We start from the raw sequence: 21,827 nt of genomic DNA on the forward strand, positions 1-21,827 counted from the left end.
GCAGGGCAGGCCTCTTCGCGGGCAAGCCCGCTCCCACAGGGGATCGCATTCCAATTGTGGGAGCGAGCCTGCTCGCGAAGAGGGTGGACCCGGCAACACAAAACTGCTGGGTCAGCTACCGCTTTCCGTACGGCGGCTGCTGACCTCTGCCGGCACATCATCCCCGGCCATACGTTTGCGGAACAACGCCGCCCGCGCCAGCAGCAACGTGGTCACCGGCACTGTGATCGCCAATAGAATCGGGATCAGCCAGGCATGCAGCACCGGCCCGGATTTCAACGCTGAAAAGCAAATGATCGACGCCAGTGCCACACACCACGCCCCCAGCGTCGACGCCAGCGCCGGTGGGTGCATGCGCTGGAAATAATCCTTCATCCGCAATAATCCGGTCGCGCCAATCAGGGCGAACACGCCGCTGAGCACCAGCAGGATCGCCACCGGAATCTCAACCCAAACAGACAACTCCGCGTTCATTCGATCACCTCGCCACGCAGCAGGAATTTCGCCAGGGCAAATGAGCCGACGAAGCCGAACAGCGCGATCAGCAGCGCCGCTTCGAAGTAAGTGTCACTGGAGTAACGAATGCCCAGGGTGAGCATCATCAGCATCGCGACGATGTACAGATAGTCCAGCGCCAGTACCCGATCCTGCGCCGAAGGCCCTTTGAACAGGCGGACCAGGGTCAGCACCATGGCCAATGAAAACAGGAACAGCGTCAGCAGGATTGCGTTCGACAGTAATGGGCTCATTCGAAAATCTCCATCAGCGGCCGCTCGTAAGTGCTCTTGAAGTGCTCGATGAATTGCGCCTCGTCATCCAGATCCCAGACATGCAATAACAGAATGCTGCGATCCAGCGCCAGCTCTGACCACACCGTACCGGGCACTACGGTGCAGATCATCGCCAGCGTCGCCAGGCCGTGGGCATCGCGCAGCTCGAGCGGCACTTTGACGAAGCACGAACGAGGGGGGCGGCGGCCGGCGTTGAGCACGCCCCAGGCGACGATCAGATTGGACATCACCACGTCACGCCCTACGATCATGAACAGGCGCAGAATCGTTCCCGGACGGCGAATGCGCACCTGTTTAGGACGCAGTTTGCGCATCATCAACGGTGCCGCGAAACCCAGTATGGCGCCGAGCAGCAGATTGCCGGGGCTGATCGACAGGTTCAGCGTCAACCACAAGACGCACAGTGCGATGGACAGCAACGGGGCAGGAAATACACGTTTCATGGCTGCACCTCCTGCAAGGCTGTCCGGGCTTCCGGGCTCGGTACGGCGCGGGTGCCGAGCACCGCCATCACGTATTGCTGCGGGTTGTTCAGCGCGTCGGCAGTGGCCTGGGTGTAGCGCAGCAGCGGTTCGGCCTTGAAGGTCAGAGCGATGCTCAATCCCAACAGCAGGAAAATCGGCGCGCATTCAAGCTTGCGCAACAGCGGTGAAGGGCGCTCCTCTGGCGTCCAGAAGCGCTGGATGCCCAAGCGCGAGAACGCCATCAAAGAGGCCAGCCCGGACAGGATCAGCAGCGCCAGCAACGCCCATGCGGCGTTGGAAATCGGCGCCCCGCTGCCCAGCCCCAGTGGATTGAGCAGCGCGCCGATCAGACTGAGCTTGCCGATGAAGCCGGACAACGGCGGCATGCCAATGATCAGCAGGGCGCAGGCAATGAAGCTCAAGCCGAGGAACGCCATGGTCCATGGGATGACCTGACCGACCACGGCTTTCTGTTCGTCGTCGAGGTTGATGCCCTTGGGCGGTTGCAGGGATTCCTGCGGTCGTGGCAGCAATTCGCTTTCATCTTCCAGCGGGATTTCGTTGGCCGAGCGCGAACGCTCGATCAATTCGGCCAGCAGGAACAGTGCACTCAACGCCAGTGTCGAGCTGACCAGATAGAACAGCGCCGCACCAATCAGGTTCGGCTGGGCGAAACCGATGGCCGACAGCAAGATCCCCGCCGACACCAGAATGCTCAGGCTGGCCATGCGCTCCAGACGTTGGGCGGCAATAATCGCCAGCGCCGCGCAGGCGATGGTCGCCATGCCGCCGTAGATCAGCCAGTCGCCACCGAAGAACGCCGAAGCCCCGGCCTGGCCGGAGAACAGCAGCGTCCACAGGCGCAGAAGGGTGTAGACGCCGACCTTGGTCATGATCGCGAACATCGCCGCCACCGGGGCACTGGCCGAGGAGTAGGCCGGCACCAGCCAGAAGTTCAGCGGCCACATACCGGCCTTGGCCAGGAACGCTACCGCCAGAATCCCCGCGCCAGCGTGCAGCAAGCCACGGTCGGCTTCCGGCACCAGCGGGATTTTCAGCGCCAGATCGGCCATGTTCAGCGTGCCGGTGACGCCATAGATCAATGCCGCGCCAATCAGGAACAGTGAGGAGGCGAGCAGGTTGATCGAAATGTAATGCAGCCCCGACGACACCCGCGCCCGGCCCGAGCCGTGCAGCAACAAGCCATATGAAGCGGCGAGCAACACTTCGAAGAACACGAACAGGTTGAATAGATCCGCCGTGAGGAATGCGCCATACAGGCCCATCAGCTGGATCTGGAACAATGCGTGGAAGCTCGACCCCGCGCCATCCCAGCGTGCCATCGCAAAGAGCAGGGCGCTGACGCCGATGATCCCGGTGAGTACCAGCATCAACGCCGACAGGCGATCGACCACCAGCACGATGCCGAACGGCGCCTGCCAGTTACCCGGCAGATACACGCCGATGGAGCCCGGCACGCCGGTGGTCTGCGTCCATTGCAGCAGCATGACCGAGATAAACAGGCCGACGAGGCTGGAGAACAGGTTGATTTTCGCCTTCAGCGGCCGGTGCTTCTCACCGAGCATCAGCATGACGGCAGCGGTCAGCAGCGGCAGCAGAATCGGTGCGGCGATCAGGTGAGTCATCGCCATCATTCTTTAGGCTCCCGGCCGTCAACGTGGTCGGTACCGGTCAGACCGCGCGAGGCAAGCAGAACGACGAGGAACAACGCGGTCATGGCGAAGCTGATGACGATCGCGGTGAGGACCAGTGCCTGTGGCAGCGGGTCGGTGTAATGCAGCAGGTCTTGGGTCACGCCATCCTTGATCACCGGCTCCTTGCCGATGAACAGGCTGCCCATGCTGAAGATGAACAGGTTGACGCCGTACGACAGCAGGCACAGGCCCATGACCACCTGGAAGGTCCGGGGCCGCAGGATCAGCCAGACGCCGGATGCGGCGAGCACGCCGATGGCGATTGCGATGACTTCTTCCATCAGACGGCTCCTTTGCTGGCGACGGACTTGGGCAGAGACGCGGTCTTGTGGCCACGCACCGATTGGTGGGCGAGGGCAGTCAGGATCAACAGTGTCGAGCCCACGACCACGGCATACACACCGATATCAAAGAACAGCGCGCTGGCGACATGGATGTCACCCAGCAACGGCAAGCTGAAATGCCAGGTGTGGGTGGTGAGGAACGGATAGCCGACCACCATCGCCCCGAGCCCGGTGGCGGTGGCGAACAGCAACCCGGTGCCCATCCAGCGCAGTGGCCGCAGGCTCATTTGCGCCTCGACCCACTGCGTACCGGCCACCATGTATTGCAGGATGAACGCCACCGACATCACCAGTCCGGCGACGAAACCGCCGCCCGGTTGATTGTGGCCACGCATGAACAGGTAGAACGACACCACCAGCGCAATCGGCAGCAGCAGGCGCACCAGCACCGCCGGCACCATCATGAAGCCGAGTGCGGTGTCACTGGCCGAACGCGGGTTGACCAGATCGGTGACCACGTCGGGCGCCAACAGACGTTGCTGGGCTGGCAGTTGCAGGCTTTCTTTCGGTGGGCGGAAGCGGCGCAGCAGCGCGAAAACGGTCAGCGCCACGGCGACCAGTACGGTGATTTCGCCGAGGGTATCGAAGCCCCGGAAGTCCACCAGCATCACGTTGACTACGTTGCTGCCACCGCCCTCGGGCATGGCGCGGCTGAGGTAGAACGAGGAAATGTCATTTGGCGTCTGCCGCGTGAGCATGGCGTAGGACAGCAGCGCCATGCCGCCACCGACCGCAATCGACAGCAGCAAGTCGCGCAGACGACGAATTCGCGCTTTGCGCAGGCTGCTCGGCAGTGGCGTGACTTCTTCGATCCGCCGTGGCAACCAGCGCAAACCCAACAGGATCAGCACGGTGGTCACCACTTCGACCGCCAGTTGCGTCAGCGCCAGATCCGGTGCGGAGAACCAGACAAAGGTCACGCAGGTCATCAATCCGCAGACGCTGACCATCGTCAGTGCCGCGAGACGGTGATACTTGGCTTGCCACGCGGCGCCGAGGGCGCATGCAATCGCCAGCAGCCACAGGGTGACAAAGACGATGGAGCCCGGAATCTTCGGTCGGTCACCCCAGCTCAGGGTGCTGTGCAGCATCGGGATCAGGCCGGCGAGCACCGCTGCCAGCACCACGAGGAACAGCTGCATCTGCAGACGCCGAGTGCCAAGTCGGCGCTCTACCCGTCGTGCCAGGCGCATCATTACCACCAGACTGCGTTCGAACAGGCGCTTGCCGTTGAAGCGACCTACCAGTGGCGGATATTTGAAGCGGCCCTGTCTGAACTGATTGCGCAGCAACAGGTAGAGCGCGATGCCGCCAGACATGGCGATCAGGCTCATGATCATCGGCGCGTTCAAACCGTGCCAGATTGCCAGGCTGTATTCGGGCAAGGTGCCGCCGACTACCGGCAACGCTGCAGCGGCCAGTAAGGGGCCGACGATTTGTGCCGGGAAAATCCCCACCAGCAGGCAGGCGAATACCAGCAGTTCGACCGGCGCGCGCATCCAGCGCGGCGGTTCGTGCGGGGTGTGCGGCAAGTCGGTGGCCGGCGGGCCGAAGAACACGTCAACGGTGAAACGCAGCGAATAGGCGACGCTGAAGGTGCCGGCGATGGTCGCGACAATCGGCAACGCAGCTTCGACCCACGCCGTGGCGTTGATGAACACGGTCTCGGCGAAGAACATTTCTTTCGACAGGAAACCGTTGAGCAGCGGTACGCCCGCCATCGAGGCGCTGGCGACCATGGCCAGCGTCGCGGTGAACGGGATCAGTTTGATCAGCCCGCTGAGTTTGCGGATGTCGCGGGTGCCGCTTTCGTGGTCGATGATGCCGGCGGCCATGAACAGCGAGGCTTTGAATGTGGCGTGGTTGAGGATGTGGAACACCGCAGCGACGGCGGCCAGCGGACTGTTCAGGCCCAGCAGCAGCGTGATCAGGCCGAGATGGCTGATGGTCGAGTAGGCGAGCAGGCCCTTGAGATCGTTCTGGAACATCGCGCAATAAGCGCCAAGTAACAAGGTACACGCGCCGGCGCCGCTGACGATGTAGAACCATTCTTCACTGCCGGACAGCGATGGCCACAGACGCGCGAGCAGGAAAACCCCGGCCTTGACCATGGTTGCCGAATGCAGGTACGCGGAGACTGGCGTTGGCGCCGCCATGGCATGGGGCAGCCAGAAGTGGAAGGGGAACTGAGCACTTTTGCTGAGTGCGCCGATAAGAATGAGGGGTAAGAGGATGGGGTAGAGGGCATGTGCGCGAATCTGATCGCCGGCGGCCAGGACCTTGTCCAGGTCATAGCTGCCGACGACATGGCCGAGGATCATGACCCCCGCCAGCAGGCACAACCCACCGGCACCGGTGACCATCAACGCCATGTAGGCGCCGCGACGGGCGTCGGCGCGGTGGTGCCAGTAGCCGATCAGCAGGAACGAGAAGAGGCTGGTCAGTTCCCAGAAGAACACCATCTGGATCAGGTTGCCGGAGATCACCAAGCCGAGCATGGCCCCCATGAACGCCAGGAAAAACGCGAAGAAACGCGGCACCGGATCGTCCGGCGACATGTAATAACGGGCATATAAAGAGACGAGGGTGCCGATGCCGAGGACCAGCATCGAGAACAGCCAGGCGAAGCCGTCCATGCGCAGAACGAAGTTCAAGCCGAGGCTGGGCAGCCACATGAACTCTTCGCGGATCACGCCGCCGTGGGCGATTTGCGGGTACAGCATTGCCACCTGAACGGTGCCGATCAGAGCGACCAGGCCTGCCAACAGGGATTCGGTATTACGCGCGTTGTGTGGCAGCACCGCTGCCAGACAGCTGCCAATGAATGGCAGAAGCAGTAGAACTATCAGGGACATAGGCTTCTAATCTGCGGAAGTTTGTGAAGCATCATACGTGCCAGCTCCCCGATCACCAAACGCCAGGATGTCTCAGAATCCTACAAAGTAGTCTGGATATTTGTGTTTGGCCGTGTTTCAACGGCGAAAAAAGAGCGCAGCCTTCGGCAGCTCCTACAGGAAAACGCATTCCAATAATGTAGGAGTTGCCGAAGGCTGCGATCTTTTGATCTTTGCTTTCAATTGCCGTTGTCGTTCTCTAGTGCGCCTTCAATTTCAACGGCAGCCTTACCCTTGGTCTTCAACTCACTGACAATCACCGCCGCCACAATCAACCCGGCGCCCACCAGCGCAATCGCCGGCAACCGTTCTCCGGCAAGTCGCCCGACAATCCCGGCCCAGACCGGCTCACCGGCATAGATCAACGTCGCCCGAGTCGGCGAAACACTCTTCTGCGCCCAGTTCATCGCCACCTGAATCGCCGCACTCGCCGCGCCGAGGCCCAGCGCAGTCGACAGCAGCAACCAGGAAAAATCGGGAATCGCCTCTCCAGTCGGCACCACCATCAAGAATGACAACACCGACGTCGTGGCCAGTTGCACCACGGTCACCCGGCGTACATCAACCTGGCCGGCGTAGGTGCTGATCAGAATGATCTCGGCGGCAATGGCGATGGCGCTGATCAGGGTAGCGATTTCACCGGGACTGAAATTCAGCGACGCCCCGGACGGCCCAGACAACAGCATCAACCCGGTAAACGCGAGCATGATGCCAATGCTCGGCATCAAACCTGGTCGCCGCCCCAGCACCAGCCATTGCAGCAAGGGTACAAACGGCACGTACAGCGCGGTAATGAACGCCGACTGACTGCTTGGAATCGTCTGCAGTCCCACCGTCTGCAAGCCGTAACCAAGCATGATCGCCACGCCGATGAAGGCGCCGGCTTTGAGTTCAAACAAGGTCAGTTCGCGCAGGTGGCGCCAGGAAAACAGGGCAACGATGGCGGCAGCGGCGGCAAAGCGCAGGCCGACGAAGAACATCGGGCCGCTGACGGTCATCGCGTGCTGCACCAGCAGAAAGGTGCCGCCCCAGACCATGGTGATCAGCACCAGCACACACTCGGCTTTGCTGAAACGGGAGAAACGAAGGGAGGTATCGGGGCGATTCACTGACGTCATGTCCTTGCACGCTGGAGAAAGAGCGACGCACAATGCGCCAAATGTTGCGCAGTATACTGCCCAGCCCCAGCGAGTGAGCAATATAGTGCACAAAGATTCCAGTCAACGAGCCTCCGTCCTCCAACACGTCAGCCAGAATGTCCGGCGTCTGCGCCATGCCGCCGACATGAGCCAGACCGCACTGGCGGAAAAGTCCGGGGTCAGTCGGCGCATGCTGGTGGCGATCGAGGCGGGTGAAAAAAACGTCAGCCTGACCACCCTTGATCGCGTTGCCGAAGCGCTCGACGTTGCCTTCAGCGACTTGATTCAGGCGTCCGACGCCCGTGATCCGAGCCGGATCAACGAGGTGGCGTGGGCCGGCGTGATTCCCGGCAGCAAAGCGGTATTGCTGTCAAAAGCCAGCGCGACCCGCGAAGTCGAGCAATGGGAGTGGTGTCTGCAACCAGGCGAGGTCTACCCCTCGCAACCGGATGCCGATGGCTGGAGTGAGCAGATCTATGTCTTCGAAGGCTGTCTGACGTTAATGCTTGGCGAGCAACCGCAGCACATCAGCGCGGGCGAGTTCTTCATGTTCGCCAGCAACCAGCCGCACGCCTATCGCAATGATGGGGAAGTGGCGACGCGGTTTGTTCGTAATGTGGTGATTTGATTGCCGAATGCCGTTCGTCGGGAAAGAGGTTGAACCTGTAATTTCTGACAGTAGACAGAAAAGTACGTTGAGTGCCAAATCCATATCGCGTGCCTCGTCTTGGTGCACGCATAAACATAAAGAAGGAGTTGGATATGGCACGCTTGAAAGCACTAATAATTAAAGAAGCGGAAAATGGAGAAATCAAACTGTCGGACGTTCCTGCTCAGGGTGCAACGGCGATTATTGAGGTTTCTTCTTATATAGAACATGCCTCTAGAGTTGAGGTCTATGCCAAAAATCAGGGAAAGCTACATCTCTTGGCGGAACAGCAATCTTTTGAGCCAGTGGGAAGTAAATACCAGGTTCTCATTCCCAAGGCGAAGTTGCTGGACTTGCTCGGCTCGAGCAAGGAGCTTTGTTACCTGATCTATGACATTCACGAAAATGAAAACGAATCGGAATCCGTTTTCTACAATATTTTCCATTGATACAAACTGTCTTCTAGAGGTATAGGCCTCAGCTGCCGGGGCCTATTTTAGTTTCTACAAAGTTTGTTTCCTGCAGGTAGCGATCTTTTTGCTGCGTTTGCCGTAAACGTTTCTGATGCTTTCATTCTCCCTTCTCAAATGATTAATCTGGCGCGACAGCGGCAGAAATCGAATAACGAGAGCGGCATGAACGGCACGTCAAAAGAACGTTCCATGGTTCTAAAAAAACAAGCAGACATCCTGATCATCGGCGGCGGCCTCAGCGGCACGATGCTGGCGGCGCAATTGCTGCGCTTGCCGGGTCAGCGAAAAATCCTGATCATTGAGCCGCATGCCGAACTGGGTCGGGGCGAAGCGTATAGCGCGGTTGAACTGGGCCATACGCTCAATGGCAACGCGGCGCGGATGAGTGTCGATCCGGATAATCCCGATGATCTGACGCAATGGCTGACTGAGTACATTGCAGCGGGTGGATGGCCCGAGTCTAGCGAGCAGCAGGTGTCCGTCAGTGAATTGTTCCCGCCCCGCGGATTGTTCGGGGTCTATGTACAGCAGCGTCTAGCCGAAGCGCGGAAGGTCGGCGAGCAGTGGGGTTCGACCGTTGAGCATCTCTGCACAGAAGTCGTCGACCTGCAATCCGACGCGGATTCGGTGCAGTTGACGTTAAGTGACGGTCAACTTTTACGTGGCGCATTCGCAGTACTCGCCACTGGCATGTTTCCCGCCGCACGCACCCCGCAAAAACAATCCAGCGGCCTCAATGCCGCCGCCCTCGATCCGTGGGATGTCGCGGCCATGAGCCAACTCGATCCGCAATCGACGGTGCTGATCATCGGCTCTGGCCTGACCATGGTGGATGCCGTGGTTTCGCTGGAGCAGGCCGGGCATCGCGGGCCGATCGAAGTGTTTTCCCGTCACGGCTTGCTGCCCCATGTACGGCGGCAACCGCCGTTTTGGGTGGACTTCCTTGCTGAGGATCACAGCATTCGCTCGCCCCGACAATTGCTGCGTGAAGTGCGTCGGCATTGCCGTGAGGCCATCGCTCAGGGCATTGATTGGCAGGCGCCGCTGGACACGGTGCGTGCACACATCGGGCGACTTTGGAGTCAGGCGACTGACGTTCAGCGTCGACAATTCGTACGCCATGTGCGGCCGTGGTGGGAAAGTCATCACCACCGTTCGCCACCGCTGAGTGCGCAGTTGGTCGAGCGGTTGCAGGGCGAAGGGCGCTTGCGGATTCAGGCGGCTTCTTTCAAAGGGCTTGAGACGTGCATTGAGGATGGTGTGAGTATTCGCATTCGGCGCCGTGGTGAGGCTGAAACCGGTGTCGTTCATGGCGCTGCGCTGATCAACTCCAGTGGCATCGAGTATGACTGGCGTCGGGTGGCGCGACCGTTGCCGCAGCAGTTGCTGGCGCGGGGATTGGTGCGACCGGGGCCGTTGGCGTTGGGGATCGCGGCTGCGATTGATGGTGCAGTGCTGAACGAACACGGGCAGGCAGCGAATCGGTTGTTCGCCATGGGCCCGCCGTTGCGCGGAATGTGGTGGGAGAGTACGGCAGTGACGGATGTGGCGTTACAGGCGAAGGCGTTGGCGGTGCGATTGGGTGCTGAGCAGGGCTGAGGATTGAGGTTGCTGATCAGGGCCTCTTCGCGGGCAAGCCCGCTCCCACAGTGTCTGCGTCGTATACGTGATTTGTGACAACGCTGAAACCTGTGGGAGCGGGCTTGCTCGCGAAAGCGGTGGGTCAGTCAACCGTTAATTGGCTGACACGGCCTCTTCGCGAGCAAGCCCGCTCCCACAATGGGATTGTGGGGTGGCTGAAAGCTTACGCGACCACTCGATAACACGGCACATACGCCGCGCCGCCCGGCAGTTTCATGCGGTGTTGGGCGACGAAGGCTTTGAGCAGCGCGTCCAGCGGTTGCATGATCGCTGCGTCACCGCGGATCTGATACGGGCCGTGTTCTTCGATCAGGCGAATGCCCTTGTCCTTGACGTTACCGGCAACGATTCCGGAGAACGCCCGGCGCAGGTTGGCCGCCAGTTCATGGGGTGGCTGGTCGCGGTGCAGTTTGAGGTCGGCCATGTTTTCGTGGGTCGGATCGAACGGGCGCTGGAAGCCTTCGTCGATTTTCAACAGCCAGTTGAAGTGAAACGCATCGTTGCGTTCGCGGCGGAACTGCTTCACCACTTTCAGACCCGTCGTCATCTGACGGGCTACTTCGGCCGGATCGTCGATGATGATTTCGTAGTGTTGCTTGGCCGCTTCGCCAAGGGTGGCGATGACAAAAGCGTCGAGTTGCTCCAGATACGGCGCCGCGTGCTTCGGCCCGGTCAGGATCACCGGGAACGGCAGGCCGGCGTTGTCCGGGTGCATGAGAATGCCCAGCAGGTAGAGGAACTCTTCAGCGGTACCGGCGCCGCCCGGGAAAATGATAATGCCGTGGCCAACGCGGACGAAGGCTTCCAGACGCTTTTCGATATCCGGCAGGATCACCAGTTCATTGACAATCGGGTTCGGCGCTTCGGCAGCGATGATGCCCGGTTCGGTCAGGCCCAGGTAGCGACCGCCGTGAATGCGCTGTTTGGCGTGGGCGATGGTCGCGCCTTTCATCGGGCCTTTCATTACGCCGGGGCCACAGCCGGTGCAGATGTCGAGGCTGCGCAGGCCCAGTTCGTGGCCGACTTTCTTGGTGTATTTGTATTCTTCGGTGTTGATCGAATGGCCGCCCCAGCACACGACGATTTTCGGCTCGACGCCGGGGCGCAGGGTGCGGGCGTTGCGCAGCAGATGAAAAACGTAGTCGCTGATGCCTTGCGAGGTGCTGAGGTCGATGCGCTGGCTGTCGAGTTCGTTTTCGGTGTAGACGATGTCGCGCAGGGCGCTGAACAGCATTTCCCGGGTGCTGGCGATCATTTCGCCGTCGACGAAGGCATCGGCCGGGGCGTTCAACAGCTCCAGGCGCACACCGCGATCCTGTTGGTGAATGCGGATTTCGAAATCCTTGTAGGCTTCAAGGATGGTCTTGGCGTTATCCACATGGGCGCCGGTATTGAGGATGGCCAGGGCGCACTGACGGAAGAGGGTGTAGGTGCTGCCGGATCCGGCTTCGCTCAGTTGCTGAACTTCACGTTGAGAAAGGGTTTCCAGGCTGCCTTTGGGGCTGACCGAGGCGTTGATTACGTGTCGTTGGGTCATGCAATGATCCTTAAAACGATGTCATTCCCAAACCAGGCGGATGGCATCCGAATAGTGTGTATCCATGAATGAAGATGGCACGATCTGCGCTGTACCGCCATGTCCCCGTTGGACGCTGAAAAGATGAAAAGGAGCCCCAGCATAGCTAAATCCCTCGGTAAGGCGATAATGCGCAGGCCTGTTTTTGCATTGCACCTTTTTTCTCGCTCAAGGAAGTCATTACAGATGTTCGAGATTCAGCCGATGGACGCCGTCACCTTTCGCCAGCAGACCCGGCGCAGCACGCTGATTGTTGCGGTGTTGTTTTTGCTGCTGGCGATGTTGTTTTCAACGGCGGCGGTGGCGCTGTTTGGCGAACCCGGCGGCGATAATCTGCGGTTCAATGTCGGCGGCGTGTTTGTGGCGTTCCTGCTCACGGCAGCGTTGTTGCGCGGACGTTTCTGGAGTCAGACCTGGATGGCTCCGGCGGTATATAGCTGGCGGCTCAAGCGCAATTTGATGAGCGTGACCAATGTGATGCACCAGGTGACGGCGGCGGTGGGGAAGAATGATCCGACGGCGATGAAGGTGTTGCGCTTCTATCACTTGGGTTTGACGCAAATGCATGAGTTGGACGGCAACTCCAGCGATCATGCGCAATTGCATCGGGAAGTCGAGCAGCATAAGGAGCGGATGCAGGCACTGGGTCTGGACATTGACCAGCCACGCCTTGATCCGGCGTGGCTGCAAGCCTTGAAACCCGTTTCGCGTTAAAACGGAATGCGGCTCGCCCGGCGCAGCTTCCACGAGCGGATCAACCGTCCGTATACCAACAGATTGACCGCCAGCACCACACTGCCCAACACCAGTTGGATCTCTGGGGTCAGACCCGCCGGGTAGATGACCGGCCAGATGTAATGCTCGATGAAGCCGCCGGCGTATTCGGTTTGCCCGGCGGCGTGGCGCATCAGATTTTCCCAGTAGGTCAGCGGGCAGGTCAGATGTAATACCTCAACCGCAACGCCCCACGCGGCAGCGGGTAAATGCAGCCACATCAGCCGTGGCCACTTGAGCACCAGCAGCCCGCCGAACAGCACGAACAGAATAAACAGCAGATGAAACAGCACCAGCCCGTCGGCTGCGATTCGGTACAGCATGTCGTCTCCCTGACGCGTTTGTGATGAACGCTATGTTACGCGCAGGGCATGGACAATTGCGCAAGATTGTTCAAGCCAGAACCGGCTGTCTACTGGCACAGTCGTCGACCGTTTCCCCAGGTTGAAGAGCGTTATGTCTGACTCACTTATGCCGCGCAGTGCGTTTCTTCGTGGCGCCGCGGCGATCATGCCGCTGTCCCTGGCCACCGCGCCGTGGGGCTTGCTGGCGGGTTCCATGGCGATCGAAGCCAATCTCACGCCGCTGCAAGGCCAGGGCTTGTCGAGCATTGTCTTTGCCGGCGCCGCGCAACTGGTGGCGATCGGCATGCTCAAGGGCGGTGCCGGGATTTTCTCGATTCTGCTGACCACCGTGCTGCTGACTTCGCAGCATTTGTTGTACGGGATGAGCATGCGCTCGGTGATTTCGCCGCTGCCGGGCCGCTGGCGCATCGGCTTGGGTTTTCTCCTCACCGATGAACTGTTTGCGTTGACCAGCCAGCACGACCGTCAGCAGTTCAATCGTTGGTATGCGTTGGGGGTTGGCCTGACGTTCTACATCGCGTGGAACCTGTTTACGCTCGCCGGGATTGTTCTGGGCAGCAGCATTCCGGGGCTTGAGCACCTGGGCCTGGACTTCTCGATTGCGGCGACCTTCATTGCGCTGATCACGCCGGTGGTGCGCAACGTACCGACGGTGGTCTGTGTGGCGGTGTCGTTGTTTTGCTCGGTGCTGTTCAGTTATTGGCAGTGGGGTTCGGCGCTGGTGCTGGCGGGGCTGGCCGGGATGACCGCGGGATTTGTTTGCAACAAGCTGTATCGGGGGCGCACATGATGGTCTGGGCAGTGATTGTCGGGATGGGGATTCTGGTGTTCCTCAACCGCTATGTCTTTCTGGAACCGCGTTTGCCGCTGCGGTTAAGCAGTAATGCCCGGCAGTTCCTGGGCTTTGCGGTGCCTGGAATGTTGACGGCAATTTGCGGCCCTATCGTGTTCCTGCCGGAGAAACAGTTGAACTTGCAGTGGGATAACCCGTATTTGCTTAGTTCGCTGGTGGCGATTGGACTGGTGGTGTACACGCGCAGTACGTTGCTGAGCATGTTGTTGAGTATGGCGGTTTTCTTTTTACTGCGCTGGTGGTTGTAAGCCGGCAAGAAAAATGTTCTACGCTTGAAAGATGATTGTTTTCGATAAAGCGAGGTGGACATGACGACCGAAGAGGTAGATGAGCCTACCGAGGAAGAGTGTAGATCTTGGCCGGCAACGACGTCATGACTGTTTTTACTTTGCCTTGAATTTCATAACTGACTTCACGCGCCTCCCAGTGTGTAGGAAGAGTCGGATTTCGCTTTCTGGCTTGCGGCGACACGTTCATACGCACCAAACGATCATGCTCGTTGTAACGGGCTACCTCCTCGCAAACCAATCCCTTTTTTGCCGGAATCAGCCAATGACGGTGACTGCCGTCGCCGCTCAGGCTGAGCATGAGATCGGCGCTCCAGAACCCTTTATCGAACAGCGTCACGGAGTGGTCGGGGATCTGCTGCAAAAACTCATCGGCCAGACGCATTTCGCTGCGTCGGTAAGGGCTAAGCTGTGCATCCAGGATCAGGTGTGAACGCACATTCATCAGCGCCACCAGGCGCAGCATGGGAAAGGGAGTCTGGCGGTCGGTCGAGGTGTTTCCAGAACCGAAATGGTCTCGCAACTCCGGTGTATCCGGCGTGCGCAGAAGCGCACCATCGACTGCAAATACTTGCAGATCCTGCCAGGCATCATCGGGATAGCGCTGCGCGCCCCATTGAGTACCCGTTTTGCGAAACAACCACTCAACCGGGTCGGCCCCCAGCCGCTTGCGGGCTTCGGTTACACCGCTACGGGCCAATAGATGGTCAGAAGCCAGACCTTGGGCGCAGATGTTCAAACGTCGGGCGACCTCATGAACGGGCTCGTCGCGAAACAATGCCATGCCGAGCACCAGCCAGAGCACTTGGTCGGCAGGCAAGCGACGCCGTCGGATAGTGGCCTGGCTGGACAGATCCAGCGCAGACGCGACCCACTCGATGGGAATATTTTGAGTGAATGTGCTCAAGTCACAGAAGTTGAAAAGGTCGCCGAGGTCGAGCAAGTCCTGTTGAACAGACATAAAAAATCCGATGCCAGAGATCTGACATCGGATTTTCGAAGAAGCCCGGCGAGGATTCAAATGCTTAAGTGAGCAGCATTACCGCAGAAGCGGGGCTTTTCGCCTTTCAAAGGTCTTCCAGCTTGGTGAAATCGGGGTGTGCTGCCCGGTAACCCAACGTTTTGTCGATCCAGGCATTGAGCTCGTTGACCATTACCGGCGCGTGGCCGGGATATCCCTCGAGGGTGGTGCGCAAGATGCGTTCGATGTCCGGGACTGAGCGCAGGTTTCGGGTCTTGATGTAGTGGCCGATAAAACAGTCGAGTTGAAAGCGTTCTGTCATGGACAGATAGATACATTCCAGGCCGTTCACCCGATTGATTGCAAAATCGTCGCGCAACTTAGTTCTCTGCAAGGCTTAAAAAGAGTTGTAGGGAATTTCCTTGTTTGTTGACTCGCAGGTCAACTGGTATGCCAAATGGAAATGCGGCGCGCATGCTATCCGTAGTGCATCTAAATGTATGTATGACGGTTGAAATGTCAGACAGGCGGTTAGTTCGCTCAAACGACTGTTTCATCAACGCTGTCTCAGGTCTGAAACACCTCCTGTAAAGATCACGTATCACCCAGTAGGAGCTGCCGCAGGCTGCGATCTTTTGATCTTGCATGTTGAAGATCAAAAGATCGCAGCCTGCGGCAGCTCCTACAGGGATAAACGTGCAGTGCAGGTGAATTTTCAGGCGAATTTGGCGATCAGGTCGGCGCCTTGATTGCGAGCATTGCCAACCGCTTTGTCGACCTTGTGCCATTCGAACACCTCAGTGCCTTCCCCTTCGAACAGCAGCATTTGCTCGGCGCGCTCTATGGGGGTAGCGGGGTCGAGCCATTCGCTTGCGAGCTCTGAGTTGAATACCACCGGGCGTCGATCATGAATATCAAGCATGCCGCCCACGCTGTCGGCAGTGATGATCACGAAACCATCGTGGTCTCGGGCATCCGTGCCCGGTGTCGGAAATTGTCCGATCCCGGCGCAGAAAACCGGCCCGCGATCCGCCCGACGGATCAGCCACGGTTGTCGGATTTTCTCCTCGGTATCGACCCATTCGAACCAGTTGTCCACGGGCACGATCAAGCGGTGACGCCAGATCGCGCGAAAGAACGCGCCGTGGGCGACTTTCTCCACGCGCGCATTGATCGGTGCAGGGCGCTCTTTTGCCCAGTGCGGGCGCCAGCCCCAGCGCAGGTTGTCCGCATGCAGGTGCTGTTGGTGCTGATGGAGAACCGCCAGAGCAGTGGTCGGCGCGGCGTTGTAGCGCGCCAGTGGAGCGTCGCCGACATGATTGATCAGCGCATCGGGAATGCTCAGCACCGCGACAAAGTCGTGAATGCCGCGGTACTGCGAGAGTCTTCCGCACATCGGCTGAATCTCCGGTTGGATAATGTCAGCGTAGTTGGCTCTTTGCCTTACTCCTGTGCGTCCTGACCAGTGAACGTGTCGCGCCATCTCAGCGAGCGCCGTTCGAGTGCGGCGAGCAAGCCGTCGCTGAGTTTGCCGAGCAACGCGAGCACGATGATCGCCGCCAGCACGATGTCTGGACGTGATGTTTCACGGCCGTCACTGAGCAAGTAACCCAGGCCTTTGGTGGCCGCGATCAGTTCGGCCGCGACAAGAAACATCCACGCCAGACTCATGCCGCTGCGCAGGCCGGTGAACAAGCCGGGCAGGGCCGCCGGCAGCAGAATCCGGCTCACCAGTTGCAGGCGGCTGAAGCCGCAGATATGGCCGACTTCCACCAGTTTTCGATCAATGTTGCGAATCGCCGCGACCACGTTGACGTACACCGGAAAGAACGCGCCGATGGCAATCAGGACGATTTTCGAGGTCTCGTCGATGCCCAGCCACAGCAGCAACAGCGGCACCCAGGCCAGGCTCGGGATCGAGCGCAACGCGGCGAAGGTCGGCTCCAGATAAGCCTCGGCTTCGCGGCTCAGACCGACCCACGCGGCAAACACCAGTGCGAGGCCGGCACCGATGGCAAAACCCAGCAGCACGCGAATCAGGCTGGCGCCGATGTGTTTCCACAAGGCGCCTTCGGCGAGGTCGGTGAGGGTCAGGGCGATGTCGCTCGGCGCCGGCATTTGATAGGACGGCAGCCAGCCGATGCGCACGATGATCTCCAGCGCGACGACAATCAGCAGCGGCAGGGCCACGCCTTTGAAGCGCCGTTGCCATGTCGGGTTGAGAGGAGACGGCTGCCGTCGCGGCACGGCGAGTGGCGCGGGCAGGTCTTTGCTGTGAGTAGTCATGGCTTGGGCTCCGCTCACGACGAATCCGCGACGCGCGCGGATTCGGGATGAGTCTGTTCGATTACTGGCGGGCGACGGCTTGCTGCACGCCACTGTCGAGCAATTGATCGATGACTTGATCGACATTCACGCCACGGCGCACCAGTTCTTCGGAAACCAGAATCGGCGCGGCCGCTTTGGAGGCGACGACATCGCTGGCGGTCAGTTGCGGGGTGCTCAGGTCAGTGCGCGACAATTGGAGCTTGGCCACGTCCAGCGGCAGGCCGGATTCCTTGGCCAGCAGGTTGGCGAATTCATCCGGGTTTTTCAGTGCCCATTCGCGGGCCTGCTCGTAGGCCTTGATCACGGTTTCGATGGTCTGCGGATGCTCCTTGGCGTATTGCTCGGTCACGCTGACCACCCCATAACTGTTGAACGCCGGGTTGCGGTACAGCAGGCTCGAGCCAGCCTGCACCTGACTGGCCGCCATGTGCGGATCGAGGCCGGCCCAGGCGTCGACATCGCCTTTTTCCAGCGCGGTGCGGCCGTCCGGATGTTGCAAATGCACCAGTTCCACGTCGTCCTTTTTCAGCCCGGCCTGTTGCAGGCTGCGCAGGGTAAACAAATACGGGTCGGTGCCCTTGGTGGCGGCAATCTTCTTGCCTTTGAGGTCGGCGATGCTTTGGTACGGCGAGTCTTTGCGTACGACCAGCGCGGTCCATTCGGCGCGGCTGTAAACGTAAACCGATTTGATCGGGCTGCCGTTGGCACGGCTCAACACCGCGGCGAGGCTGGCACTGGAGGCGAAATCGACGCCGCCGCTGTTGAGGTACTCCAGCGAGCGGTTGCTACCTTGGCTCAGTACCCAACTGACTTTGGTTTGCGGCAGGGCTTTTTCGAGGAAACCAAAGTGTTTAAGCACCAGGCTGACGGGTGAGTAATAGGCGTAGTCAAGGTGGACTTGCGCCGGGGCAGTTTCGGCGGCGTGAGCAAGTGGTTGCAGACTCAAGACCATCGCACTGGTGGCCAGCAGCGTTTTGAGGTGGAAAAACGGACGTGACAGTTTCATGGGGTGCTCCGGCAAAGGCACAGTTTCTTATGTCCAAAAAGATATTTTTGTCGAATGCTTCCTGCATGAATGGAATATTGCAGGCTCTGTGCCATGTACGCCGAAAGCCCGTTTTACAAGGGTTAAGGCGAGGTTCATAGAGGTTTCAGTGTTGCTGCGCCAACAGTCTGGTGCGCCACTGTTGCCTGGTAAACACTTGATCTCTGCAGTGATGAGCTTATGCATTAATCGAATTTCAATGTGGTCAATTAAGAGCGTTATGGTCTATGCATTCTCCATTCGCAGGATTCGCCATGAAGCTTTCCCGTCTCCTACGCCATGCGTTGACCGCTGCACTGTTTGCCTCGCCGCTTTCTTATGCTGCCGAGTCTTTGCTCTTGCACGTTGGCGACCAGAACTACTACAACATTCGCGCCTCGGTGGAAGCCTCGGGGGTGTTGAAAGACGCGCCATACACGGTGGACTGGAAACATTTCCAGGCGGCCGCTCCGCTGGCGGAGGCGTTGCAAACCGGAGCGCTGGATCTGGGCTTCCTTGGTGATTCAGGTTTTTTGTTTCTCGCCGCGAAACAGGCGCCGGTGAAACTGATCGGGGTGTCGCGGCAGAACCCGGACACCATCGCGTTGCTGGTGCCGAAGGATTCGCCGGTGAAAACCATTGCCGACCTCAAAGGCAAGAAAGTCGCTTACTGGCCGGGCGCCTGGAGCCAGCAACTGACTTTGCGCGCACTGGAGCAGGGCGGTTTGCCTGAGAACTACGTCGACTTTGTCAAACTGATGCCGATCGATGCCGCCGCCGCTTTACCGCAGGGCAGCATTGACGCCTTCCCGGTGTGGGAACCGTACATTTCCCAGCAGATCGTGTTTTCCGGTGCGCGTCCGATCCTGACCGCGAAGAACCTGATGCCGGGCCTCAGCGCGATCGCGGCGTCCGCACCGTCGATTGATAGCAAACGTGCAGCGATTGCCGATTTTCTCGCGCGTGTGAAGCAGGCGCGCGCGTGGGTCGATAGCCACACCGACGAATACGCTGACCTGTGGGCGAAAAAAGCCAATCTCGATCAGGAGGTTTCGCGGCACTGGCTGCGCCAGGCACATATGACCGTCGGACCGGTTGATCAGCAGGCCGCGACGGACCTGCAAAGCACTGCCGACTTCCTGTCTAAGGTAAAAGCCTTGCCGGCACCGCTGGCCACGGCGGGGATTATCGACACCTCGTTTCAGCGGGCACTGGCTCACTGAACGAGCGCTGGAACCAAACCCTGTGTACCTTATCCAACTCCGGCTCGCAGAACCGGGCGCAGGGATGGATAAAGGCGAGGGAGTTTTGCCAATCGACAACATGACCGCAGTGGTCAGGCTCAAGGCAAAACATGACATCCGGATTCAGACTTCTTTGTGCAGCGGCGATGGTGTTGGGACTGGCCGGCTGCATCGCCGCGCCCGTCGAAATGACCGCGCAAACCGAAACACGCCTGAGAGCTCAGGCCCCGGTGCGTTTTCTGCTGACCTTCGACGATGGCCCCAGCGCCTCGAGTTTCTGGAACCCATCGGCGGCGGTGCTCGACAGCCTCAAGGACAACCCCGTGCAACCGGGCATCAAAGCGGTGTTCTTCGTCCAGACCCGTGCGCCGCGAGCCGGCAACAGTGAGATTGGCCGCAGCATCATGCGACGCGAGCACGATGAGGGGCATATCCTCGCCTTTCACACGGCGACTCACTGGCACACCAATCATCGCTCGCTCGATCCGCAGGAGCTTGAAGAGTCGCTGCGCAACGGCACGGCCGACATTGCCACCATCACCGGCGCGCAGCCGACGTTGTTGCGCCCGCCATTCTGGAACTTCGACAAACGCACCTTCGCGGCCTATCAGCAGCATGGCTTGCACGTGTTGTTGACGGATCTGAGTGCCAATGACGGCAAGATCTGGGGCTTCAATGCCAGCCCGCGGCGGCGGGCGAATATGCTGCTGCAGCTTTCGCAAGTGCGGGAACGCATTGCCCTCGGCGAATTTCCGACGGTGGATGGCGTGATTCCGGTGGTGGTGACCTTTCATGACCTCAATCGATATACCGCTCGGCATACTCGCGAATACCTGCAAATCCTGCTCGATAGCGCCGCAGCCACCGGCGTAAGGCTGGCGGACAAGCCGTTCTATGACGATCACGCGGCATTGGAGAAGGCCGCCCTGGCCCGAACCGTTCAGCAAAGTTCGCAGGACGTGCAGTTGCCGGGCATCTGGAACTGGATCTGGGATCATGGCGCGCACTGACGGGTCGTGCGAAAAACGTGATCGAGTTGGCGTTTTCGAGGCGAGCGGGGCGCCACTCGCTCATCTATGCTGTCTGGATTGATCGACCCATCGCCTGCGAGGCGTCCGCCATGCTTGCCATCGCCGACATTTGCCGCATTGTCGAATCCGGCTTCCCGGCACTTAAGTGCGACTGCACTCAAGTGGAGCAAGGGTTGCTGCGCATCAAGGTGTATGAGCCTGAGAGTGGGCGGGTCGAGTTGCTGCTCAATGGCGTTTCCCCGGAACATCTCGTCACTGTCCGTGACATCTCCAACTTTATCGGTGAACTGCGCACGGAAATGAGCGCGGGCCGCAGGGCGTTTGCCGGTTAAATCTTACAAGCGCCGTTGAAAGGCCTGGACGATGCGCAAGGTCGCCTCGCTGGTGTTCAGATTGTGTACGGTGTTCAGTGGGTGCCACATACAATCGATTATCTCGTTTTGCGGGCGTACTTGATCAATGTTGGTCACCGAGGCCTCATAGACGTGATGTCGCGTGCCGCCGGTTTGCAGTTCCATCAGATACAACACACCGTCGGCATCCAGTCCGGTTTCTTCCTGCAACTCGCGCACGGCAGCGTCCGCTCGGGTTTCCCCTGGCTCGACTTTGCCGCCGGGCAAGGTCCAGCGGCATCGGGGTTTGCGCACCAGGAGAATGTGTCGATCCTGTTCGCAAATGACGGTCGCGCGTACTTTCATCTGTTACCTGTTTACTGCTTGTCACAAAATAGAAATAAAACTGCAATATTCGAGCCGAGCCTTTGTTTATAGGTTCCTTGGGGGTTGGAGCTTGTGCTCTTAAGAAAAGTGCCGGGTCTTTGGCGGGCGAGGGCAGCGGTGCCTGTCGGCACTTTGGCGAAATCGGCGTGCAATGAAAGAGCCCCGGTTTGTACCGGGGCTCTTGTGGGTGGGCGGGCCTGGTCAGTGTCAGTGGACTTTTATTCGGCTGATGGCGCGTGCCTTCACTTCCTTGGCATACAGTTGCAGCCGTTCTTCATCGCTTTGCAAGACTTCGCAGGATCTCAGCACTGCCTGGGCGTCCGCTTCGTTGCCGGACTTGCGCAGTTGTTCGGCGATGCGCTTGAGGTCGACTGCCGACCAGCGCAGATCCGATGCGACGCTTTGCAGGTCGCGCTGAAGTTCGTGTTCGTATTCATTGAGCCGCATGATCACCTCCGGAGCATTCTCGGTAAAACAGAGTAGTCGGAATTTTTGCCGGGCGCGTGTAGCTCGTCGTCATTGCGCTTAAGGGTTGTAAAAAATTGTCCAGTCTTG

24 protein-coding genes and 1 pseudogene are annotated in these 21,827 nt (G+C 59.4%); 9 read left to right on the forward strand and 16 right to left on the reverse strand.

From position 1 onward, the window contains the following. Positions 1-111: 111 nt before the first annotated feature. The 7 genes from ATI02_RS07230 to ATI02_RS07260 form a co-directional block, all read right to left on the reverse strand. Entirely contained in the window at positions 112-474 is a 363-nt protein-coding gene (locus ATI02_RS07230) for a Na+/H+ antiporter subunit G (RefSeq protein ID WP_100845868.1), read from the reverse strand. Continuing rightward, positions 471-749, reverse strand: a complete 279-nt coding sequence (locus ATI02_RS07235) for a K+/H+ antiporter subunit F (RefSeq protein ID WP_007910754.1) — start codon at positions 747-749, stop codon at positions 471-473. The genes ATI02_RS07230 and ATI02_RS07235 overlap by 4 nt, the downstream gene beginning before the upstream one ends. Next, entirely contained in the window at positions 746-1,234 is a 489-nt protein-coding gene (locus ATI02_RS07240; protein ID WP_100845869.1) for a Na+/H+ antiporter subunit E, read from the reverse strand. The genes ATI02_RS07235 and ATI02_RS07240 overlap by 4 nt, the downstream gene beginning before the upstream one ends. Next, a complete protein-coding gene (locus ATI02_RS07245; protein ID WP_100845870.1) occupies positions 1,231-2,910 on the reverse strand; it encodes a monovalent cation/H+ antiporter subunit D in 1,680 nt (559 codons plus the stop codon). Before ATI02_RS07245 ends, ATI02_RS07240 begins: the two co-directional genes overlap by 4 nt. Then, positions 2,907-3,251, reverse strand: a complete 345-nt coding sequence (locus tag ATI02_RS07250; RefSeq protein WP_007910763.1) for a Na+/H+ antiporter subunit C — start codon at positions 3,249-3,251, stop codon at positions 2,907-2,909. The genes ATI02_RS07245 and ATI02_RS07250 overlap by 4 nt, the downstream gene beginning before the upstream one ends. After that, a complete protein-coding gene (locus ATI02_RS07255) occupies positions 3,251-6,169 on the reverse strand; it encodes a monovalent cation/H+ antiporter subunit A (protein WP_100845871.1) in 2,919 nt (972 codons plus the stop codon). The genes ATI02_RS07250 and ATI02_RS07255 overlap by 1 nt, the downstream gene beginning before the upstream one ends. Before the next feature lie 218 nt (positions 6,170-6,387). Next, positions 6,388-7,326, reverse strand: a complete 939-nt coding sequence (locus ATI02_RS07260) for a DMT family transporter (RefSeq protein ID WP_100845872.1) — start codon at positions 7,324-7,326, stop codon at positions 6,388-6,390. Positions 7,327-7,411: 85 nt separating this feature from the next. On the opposite strand from ATI02_RS07260, the gene ATI02_RS07265 reads away from it, so the two are divergent. The 3 genes from ATI02_RS07265 (at position 7,412) to ATI02_RS07275 (ending at position 10,068) form a co-directional block, all read left to right on the forward strand. Further along, entirely contained in the window at positions 7,412-7,975 is a 564-nt protein-coding gene (locus ATI02_RS07265; protein ID WP_095187649.1) for a type II toxin-antitoxin system RelB family anti-toxin, read from the forward strand. A gap of 134 nt (positions 7,976-8,109) precedes the next feature. Next, entirely contained in the window at positions 8,110-8,445 is a 336-nt protein-coding gene (locus ATI02_RS07270; protein ID WP_100845873.1) for a hypothetical protein, read from the forward strand. A gap of 213 nt (positions 8,446-8,658) precedes the next feature. After that, positions 8,659-10,068 (forward strand): FAD/NAD(P)-binding protein, encoded by a 1,410-nt coding sequence (locus tag ATI02_RS07275; RefSeq protein ID WP_100848436.1) that lies wholly within the window; start codon positions 8,659-8,661, stop codon positions 10,066-10,068. A gap of 205 nt (positions 10,069-10,273) precedes the next feature. Here the strand turns inward: ATI02_RS07275 and ppnN are convergent, their stop codons facing one another. Then, positions 10,274-11,647: a nucleotide 5'-monophosphate nucleosidase PpnN gene (gene ppnN / locus ATI02_RS07280; protein WP_095187651.1), complete on the reverse strand. Its 1,374-nt coding sequence runs from the start codon at positions 11,645-11,647 to the stop codon at positions 10,274-10,276. 225 nt (positions 11,648-11,872) lie between these two features. On the opposite strand from ppnN, the gene ATI02_RS07285 reads away from it, so the two are divergent. Then, positions 11,873-12,400 carry a DUF3087 domain-containing protein gene (locus tag ATI02_RS07285; RefSeq protein ID WP_100845874.1) on the forward strand — a complete coding sequence of 176 codons (528 nt, stop codon included), beginning with the start codon at positions 11,873-11,875 and terminating at the stop codon, positions 12,398-12,400. On the opposite strand, the gene ATI02_RS07290 is transcribed toward ATI02_RS07285, so the two are convergent. Then, positions 12,397-12,783, reverse strand: coding sequence for a DUF2784 domain-containing protein (locus ATI02_RS07290; protein ID WP_095187653.1), 387 nt, complete (start codon positions 12,781-12,783; stop codon positions 12,397-12,399). The two genes, ATI02_RS07285 and ATI02_RS07290, sit on opposite strands and share 4 nt — an antisense overlap. 133 nt (positions 12,784-12,916) lie before the next feature. Here ATI02_RS07290 and ATI02_RS07295 point away from each other — a divergent pair, with 133 nt between their 5' ends. Together ATI02_RS07295 and ATI02_RS07300 are read left to right on the forward strand one after the other, a co-directional pair. Then, entirely contained in the window at positions 12,917-13,615 is a 699-nt protein-coding gene (locus tag ATI02_RS07295) for an AzlC family ABC transporter permease (protein ID WP_100845875.1), read from the forward strand. After that, a complete protein-coding gene (locus ATI02_RS07300) occupies positions 13,612-13,926 on the forward strand; it encodes a branched-chain amino acid transport AzlD family protein (RefSeq protein ID WP_100845876.1) in 315 nt (104 codons plus the stop codon). Before ATI02_RS07295 ends, ATI02_RS07300 begins: the two co-directional genes overlap by 4 nt. 97 nt (positions 13,927-14,023) lie before the next feature. Here ATI02_RS07300 and ATI02_RS07305 read toward each other — a convergent pair. From ATI02_RS07305 to ATI02_RS07325, 5 genes and pseudogenes are all read right to left on the reverse strand, one after another. Further along, a pseudogene (locus tag ATI02_RS07305) lies at positions 14,024-14,926 on the reverse strand (IS4 family transposase); the annotation flags it as partial. 106 nt (positions 14,927-15,032) lie between these two features. Continuing rightward, positions 15,033-15,305: a hypothetical protein gene (locus tag ATI02_RS07310; protein ID WP_095187656.1), complete on the reverse strand. Its 273-nt coding sequence runs from the start codon at positions 15,303-15,305 to the stop codon at positions 15,033-15,035. Positions 15,306-15,641: 336 nt separating this feature from the next. After that, positions 15,642-16,322 carry an SOS response-associated peptidase gene (locus ATI02_RS07315; RefSeq protein WP_095187657.1) on the reverse strand — a complete coding sequence of 227 codons (681 nt, stop codon included), beginning with the start codon at positions 16,320-16,322 and terminating at the stop codon, positions 15,642-15,644. 47 nt (positions 16,323-16,369) lie between these two features. Further along, positions 16,370-17,212 (reverse strand): ABC transporter permease, encoded by an 843-nt coding sequence (locus ATI02_RS07320; RefSeq protein ID WP_100845877.1) that lies wholly within the window; start codon positions 17,210-17,212, stop codon positions 16,370-16,372. A 61-nt stretch (positions 17,213-17,273) separates the two neighbouring features. Next, complete coding sequence (locus ATI02_RS07325; protein WP_100845878.1) at positions 17,274-18,260, reverse strand: aliphatic sulfonate ABC transporter substrate-binding protein; 987 nt, start codon at positions 18,258-18,260, stop codon at positions 17,274-17,276. A gap of 293 nt (positions 18,261-18,553) precedes the next feature. Between ATI02_RS07325 and ATI02_RS07330 the strand changes: the two genes are divergently transcribed. The 3 genes from ATI02_RS07330 (at position 18,554) to ATI02_RS07340 (ending at position 20,885) form a co-directional block, all read left to right on the forward strand. Then, positions 18,554-19,501, forward strand: a complete 948-nt coding sequence (locus ATI02_RS07330; RefSeq protein WP_100845879.1) for an ABC transporter substrate-binding protein — start codon at positions 18,554-18,556, stop codon at positions 19,499-19,501. Positions 19,502-19,632: 131 nt separating this feature from the next. Next, entirely contained in the window at positions 19,633-20,532 is a 900-nt protein-coding gene (locus ATI02_RS07335) for a polysaccharide deacetylase family protein (RefSeq protein ID WP_100845880.1), read from the forward strand. A gap of 110 nt (positions 20,533-20,642) precedes the next feature. Then, positions 20,643-20,885 (forward strand): DUF1652 domain-containing protein, encoded by a 243-nt coding sequence (locus ATI02_RS07340; RefSeq protein WP_095187662.1) that lies wholly within the window; start codon positions 20,643-20,645, stop codon positions 20,883-20,885. A 3-nt stretch (positions 20,886-20,888) separates the two neighbouring features. On the opposite strand, the gene ATI02_RS07345 is transcribed toward ATI02_RS07340, so the two are convergent. Together ATI02_RS07345 and ATI02_RS07350 are read right to left on the reverse strand one after the other, a co-directional pair. Continuing rightward, positions 20,889-21,251, reverse strand: coding sequence for an NUDIX hydrolase (locus ATI02_RS07345; RefSeq protein WP_100845881.1), 363 nt, complete (start codon positions 21,249-21,251; stop codon positions 20,889-20,891). A 228-nt stretch (positions 21,252-21,479) separates the two neighbouring features. Then, positions 21,480-21,719, reverse strand: a complete 240-nt coding sequence (locus ATI02_RS07350) for a hypothetical protein (RefSeq protein WP_095187664.1) — start codon at positions 21,717-21,719, stop codon at positions 21,480-21,482. Positions 21,720-21,827 lie beyond the last annotated feature (108 nt).

It is taken from the genome of Pseudomonas baetica, from assembly GCF_002813455.1.
Lineage (GTDB): Bacteria > Pseudomonadota > Gammaproteobacteria > Pseudomonadales > Pseudomonadaceae > Aquipseudomonas > Aquipseudomonas baetica.

Excerpts from the sequence above, each read along its gene's own strand:
- ATI02_RS07230 (WP_100845868.1), bottom strand. The coding sequence starts at position 474 with ATGAACGCGGAGTTGTCTGTTTGGGTTGAGATTCCGGTGGCGATCCTG.
- ATI02_RS07235 (WP_007910754.1), bottom strand. The coding sequence starts at position 749 with ATGAGCCCATTACTGTCGAACGCAATCCTGCTGACGCTGTTCCTGTTT.
- ATI02_RS07240 (WP_100845869.1), bottom strand. The coding sequence starts at position 1,234 with ATGAAACGTGTATTTCCTGCCCCGTTGCTGTCCATCGCACTGTGCGTC.
- ATI02_RS07245 (WP_100845870.1), bottom strand. The coding sequence starts at position 2,910 with ATGATGGCGATGACTCACCTGATCGCCGCACCGATTCTGCTGCCGCTG.
- ATI02_RS07250 (WP_007910763.1), bottom strand. The coding sequence starts at position 3,251 with ATGGAAGAAGTCATCGCAATCGCCATCGGCGTGCTCGCCGCATCCGGC.
- ATI02_RS07255 (WP_100845871.1), bottom strand. The coding sequence starts at position 6,169 with ATGTCCCTGATAGTTCTACTGCTTCTGCCATTCATTGGCAGCTGTCTG.
- ATI02_RS07260 (WP_100845872.1), bottom strand. The coding sequence starts at position 7,326 with ATGACGTCAGTGAATCGCCCCGATACCTCCCTTCGTTTCTCCCGTTTC.
- ATI02_RS07270 (WP_100845873.1), top strand. The coding sequence starts at position 8,110 with ATGGCACGCTTGAAAGCACTAATAATTAAAGAAGCGGAAAATGGAGAA.
- ATI02_RS07275 (WP_100848436.1), top strand. The coding sequence starts at position 8,659 with ATGGTTCTAAAAAAACAAGCAGACATCCTGATCATCGGCGGCGGCCTC.
- ppnN (WP_095187651.1), bottom strand. The coding sequence starts at position 11,647 with ATGACCCAACGACACGTAATCAACGCCTCGGTCAGCCCCAAAGGCAGC.
- ATI02_RS07285 (WP_100845874.1), top strand. The coding sequence starts at position 11,873 with ATGTTCGAGATTCAGCCGATGGACGCCGTCACCTTTCGCCAGCAGACC.
- ATI02_RS07290 (WP_095187653.1), bottom strand. The coding sequence starts at position 12,783 with ATGCTGTACCGAATCGCAGCCGACGGGCTGGTGCTGTTTCATCTGCTG.
- ATI02_RS07295 (WP_100845875.1), top strand. The coding sequence starts at position 12,917 with ATGTCTGACTCACTTATGCCGCGCAGTGCGTTTCTTCGTGGCGCCGCG.
- ATI02_RS07300 (WP_100845876.1), top strand. The coding sequence starts at position 13,612 with ATGATGGTCTGGGCAGTGATTGTCGGGATGGGGATTCTGGTGTTCCTC.
- ATI02_RS07315 (WP_095187657.1), bottom strand. The coding sequence starts at position 16,322 with ATGTGCGGAAGACTCTCGCAGTACCGCGGCATTCACGACTTTGTCGCG.
- ATI02_RS07320 (WP_100845877.1), bottom strand. The coding sequence starts at position 17,212 with ATGACTACTCACAGCAAAGACCTGCCCGCGCCACTCGCCGTGCCGCGA.
- ATI02_RS07325 (WP_100845878.1), bottom strand. The coding sequence starts at position 18,260 with ATGAAACTGTCACGTCCGTTTTTCCACCTCAAAACGCTGCTGGCCACC.
- ATI02_RS07330 (WP_100845879.1), top strand. The coding sequence starts at position 18,554 with ATGAAGCTTTCCCGTCTCCTACGCCATGCGTTGACCGCTGCACTGTTT.
- ATI02_RS07335 (WP_100845880.1), top strand. The coding sequence starts at position 19,633 with ATGACATCCGGATTCAGACTTCTTTGTGCAGCGGCGATGGTGTTGGGA.
- ATI02_RS07340 (WP_095187662.1), top strand. The coding sequence starts at position 20,643 with ATGCTTGCCATCGCCGACATTTGCCGCATTGTCGAATCCGGCTTCCCG.
- ATI02_RS07345 (WP_100845881.1), bottom strand. The coding sequence starts at position 21,251 with ATGAAAGTACGCGCGACCGTCATTTGCGAACAGGATCGACACATTCTC.
- ATI02_RS07350 (WP_095187664.1), bottom strand. The coding sequence starts at position 21,719 with ATGCGGCTCAATGAATACGAACACGAACTTCAGCGCGACCTGCAAAGC.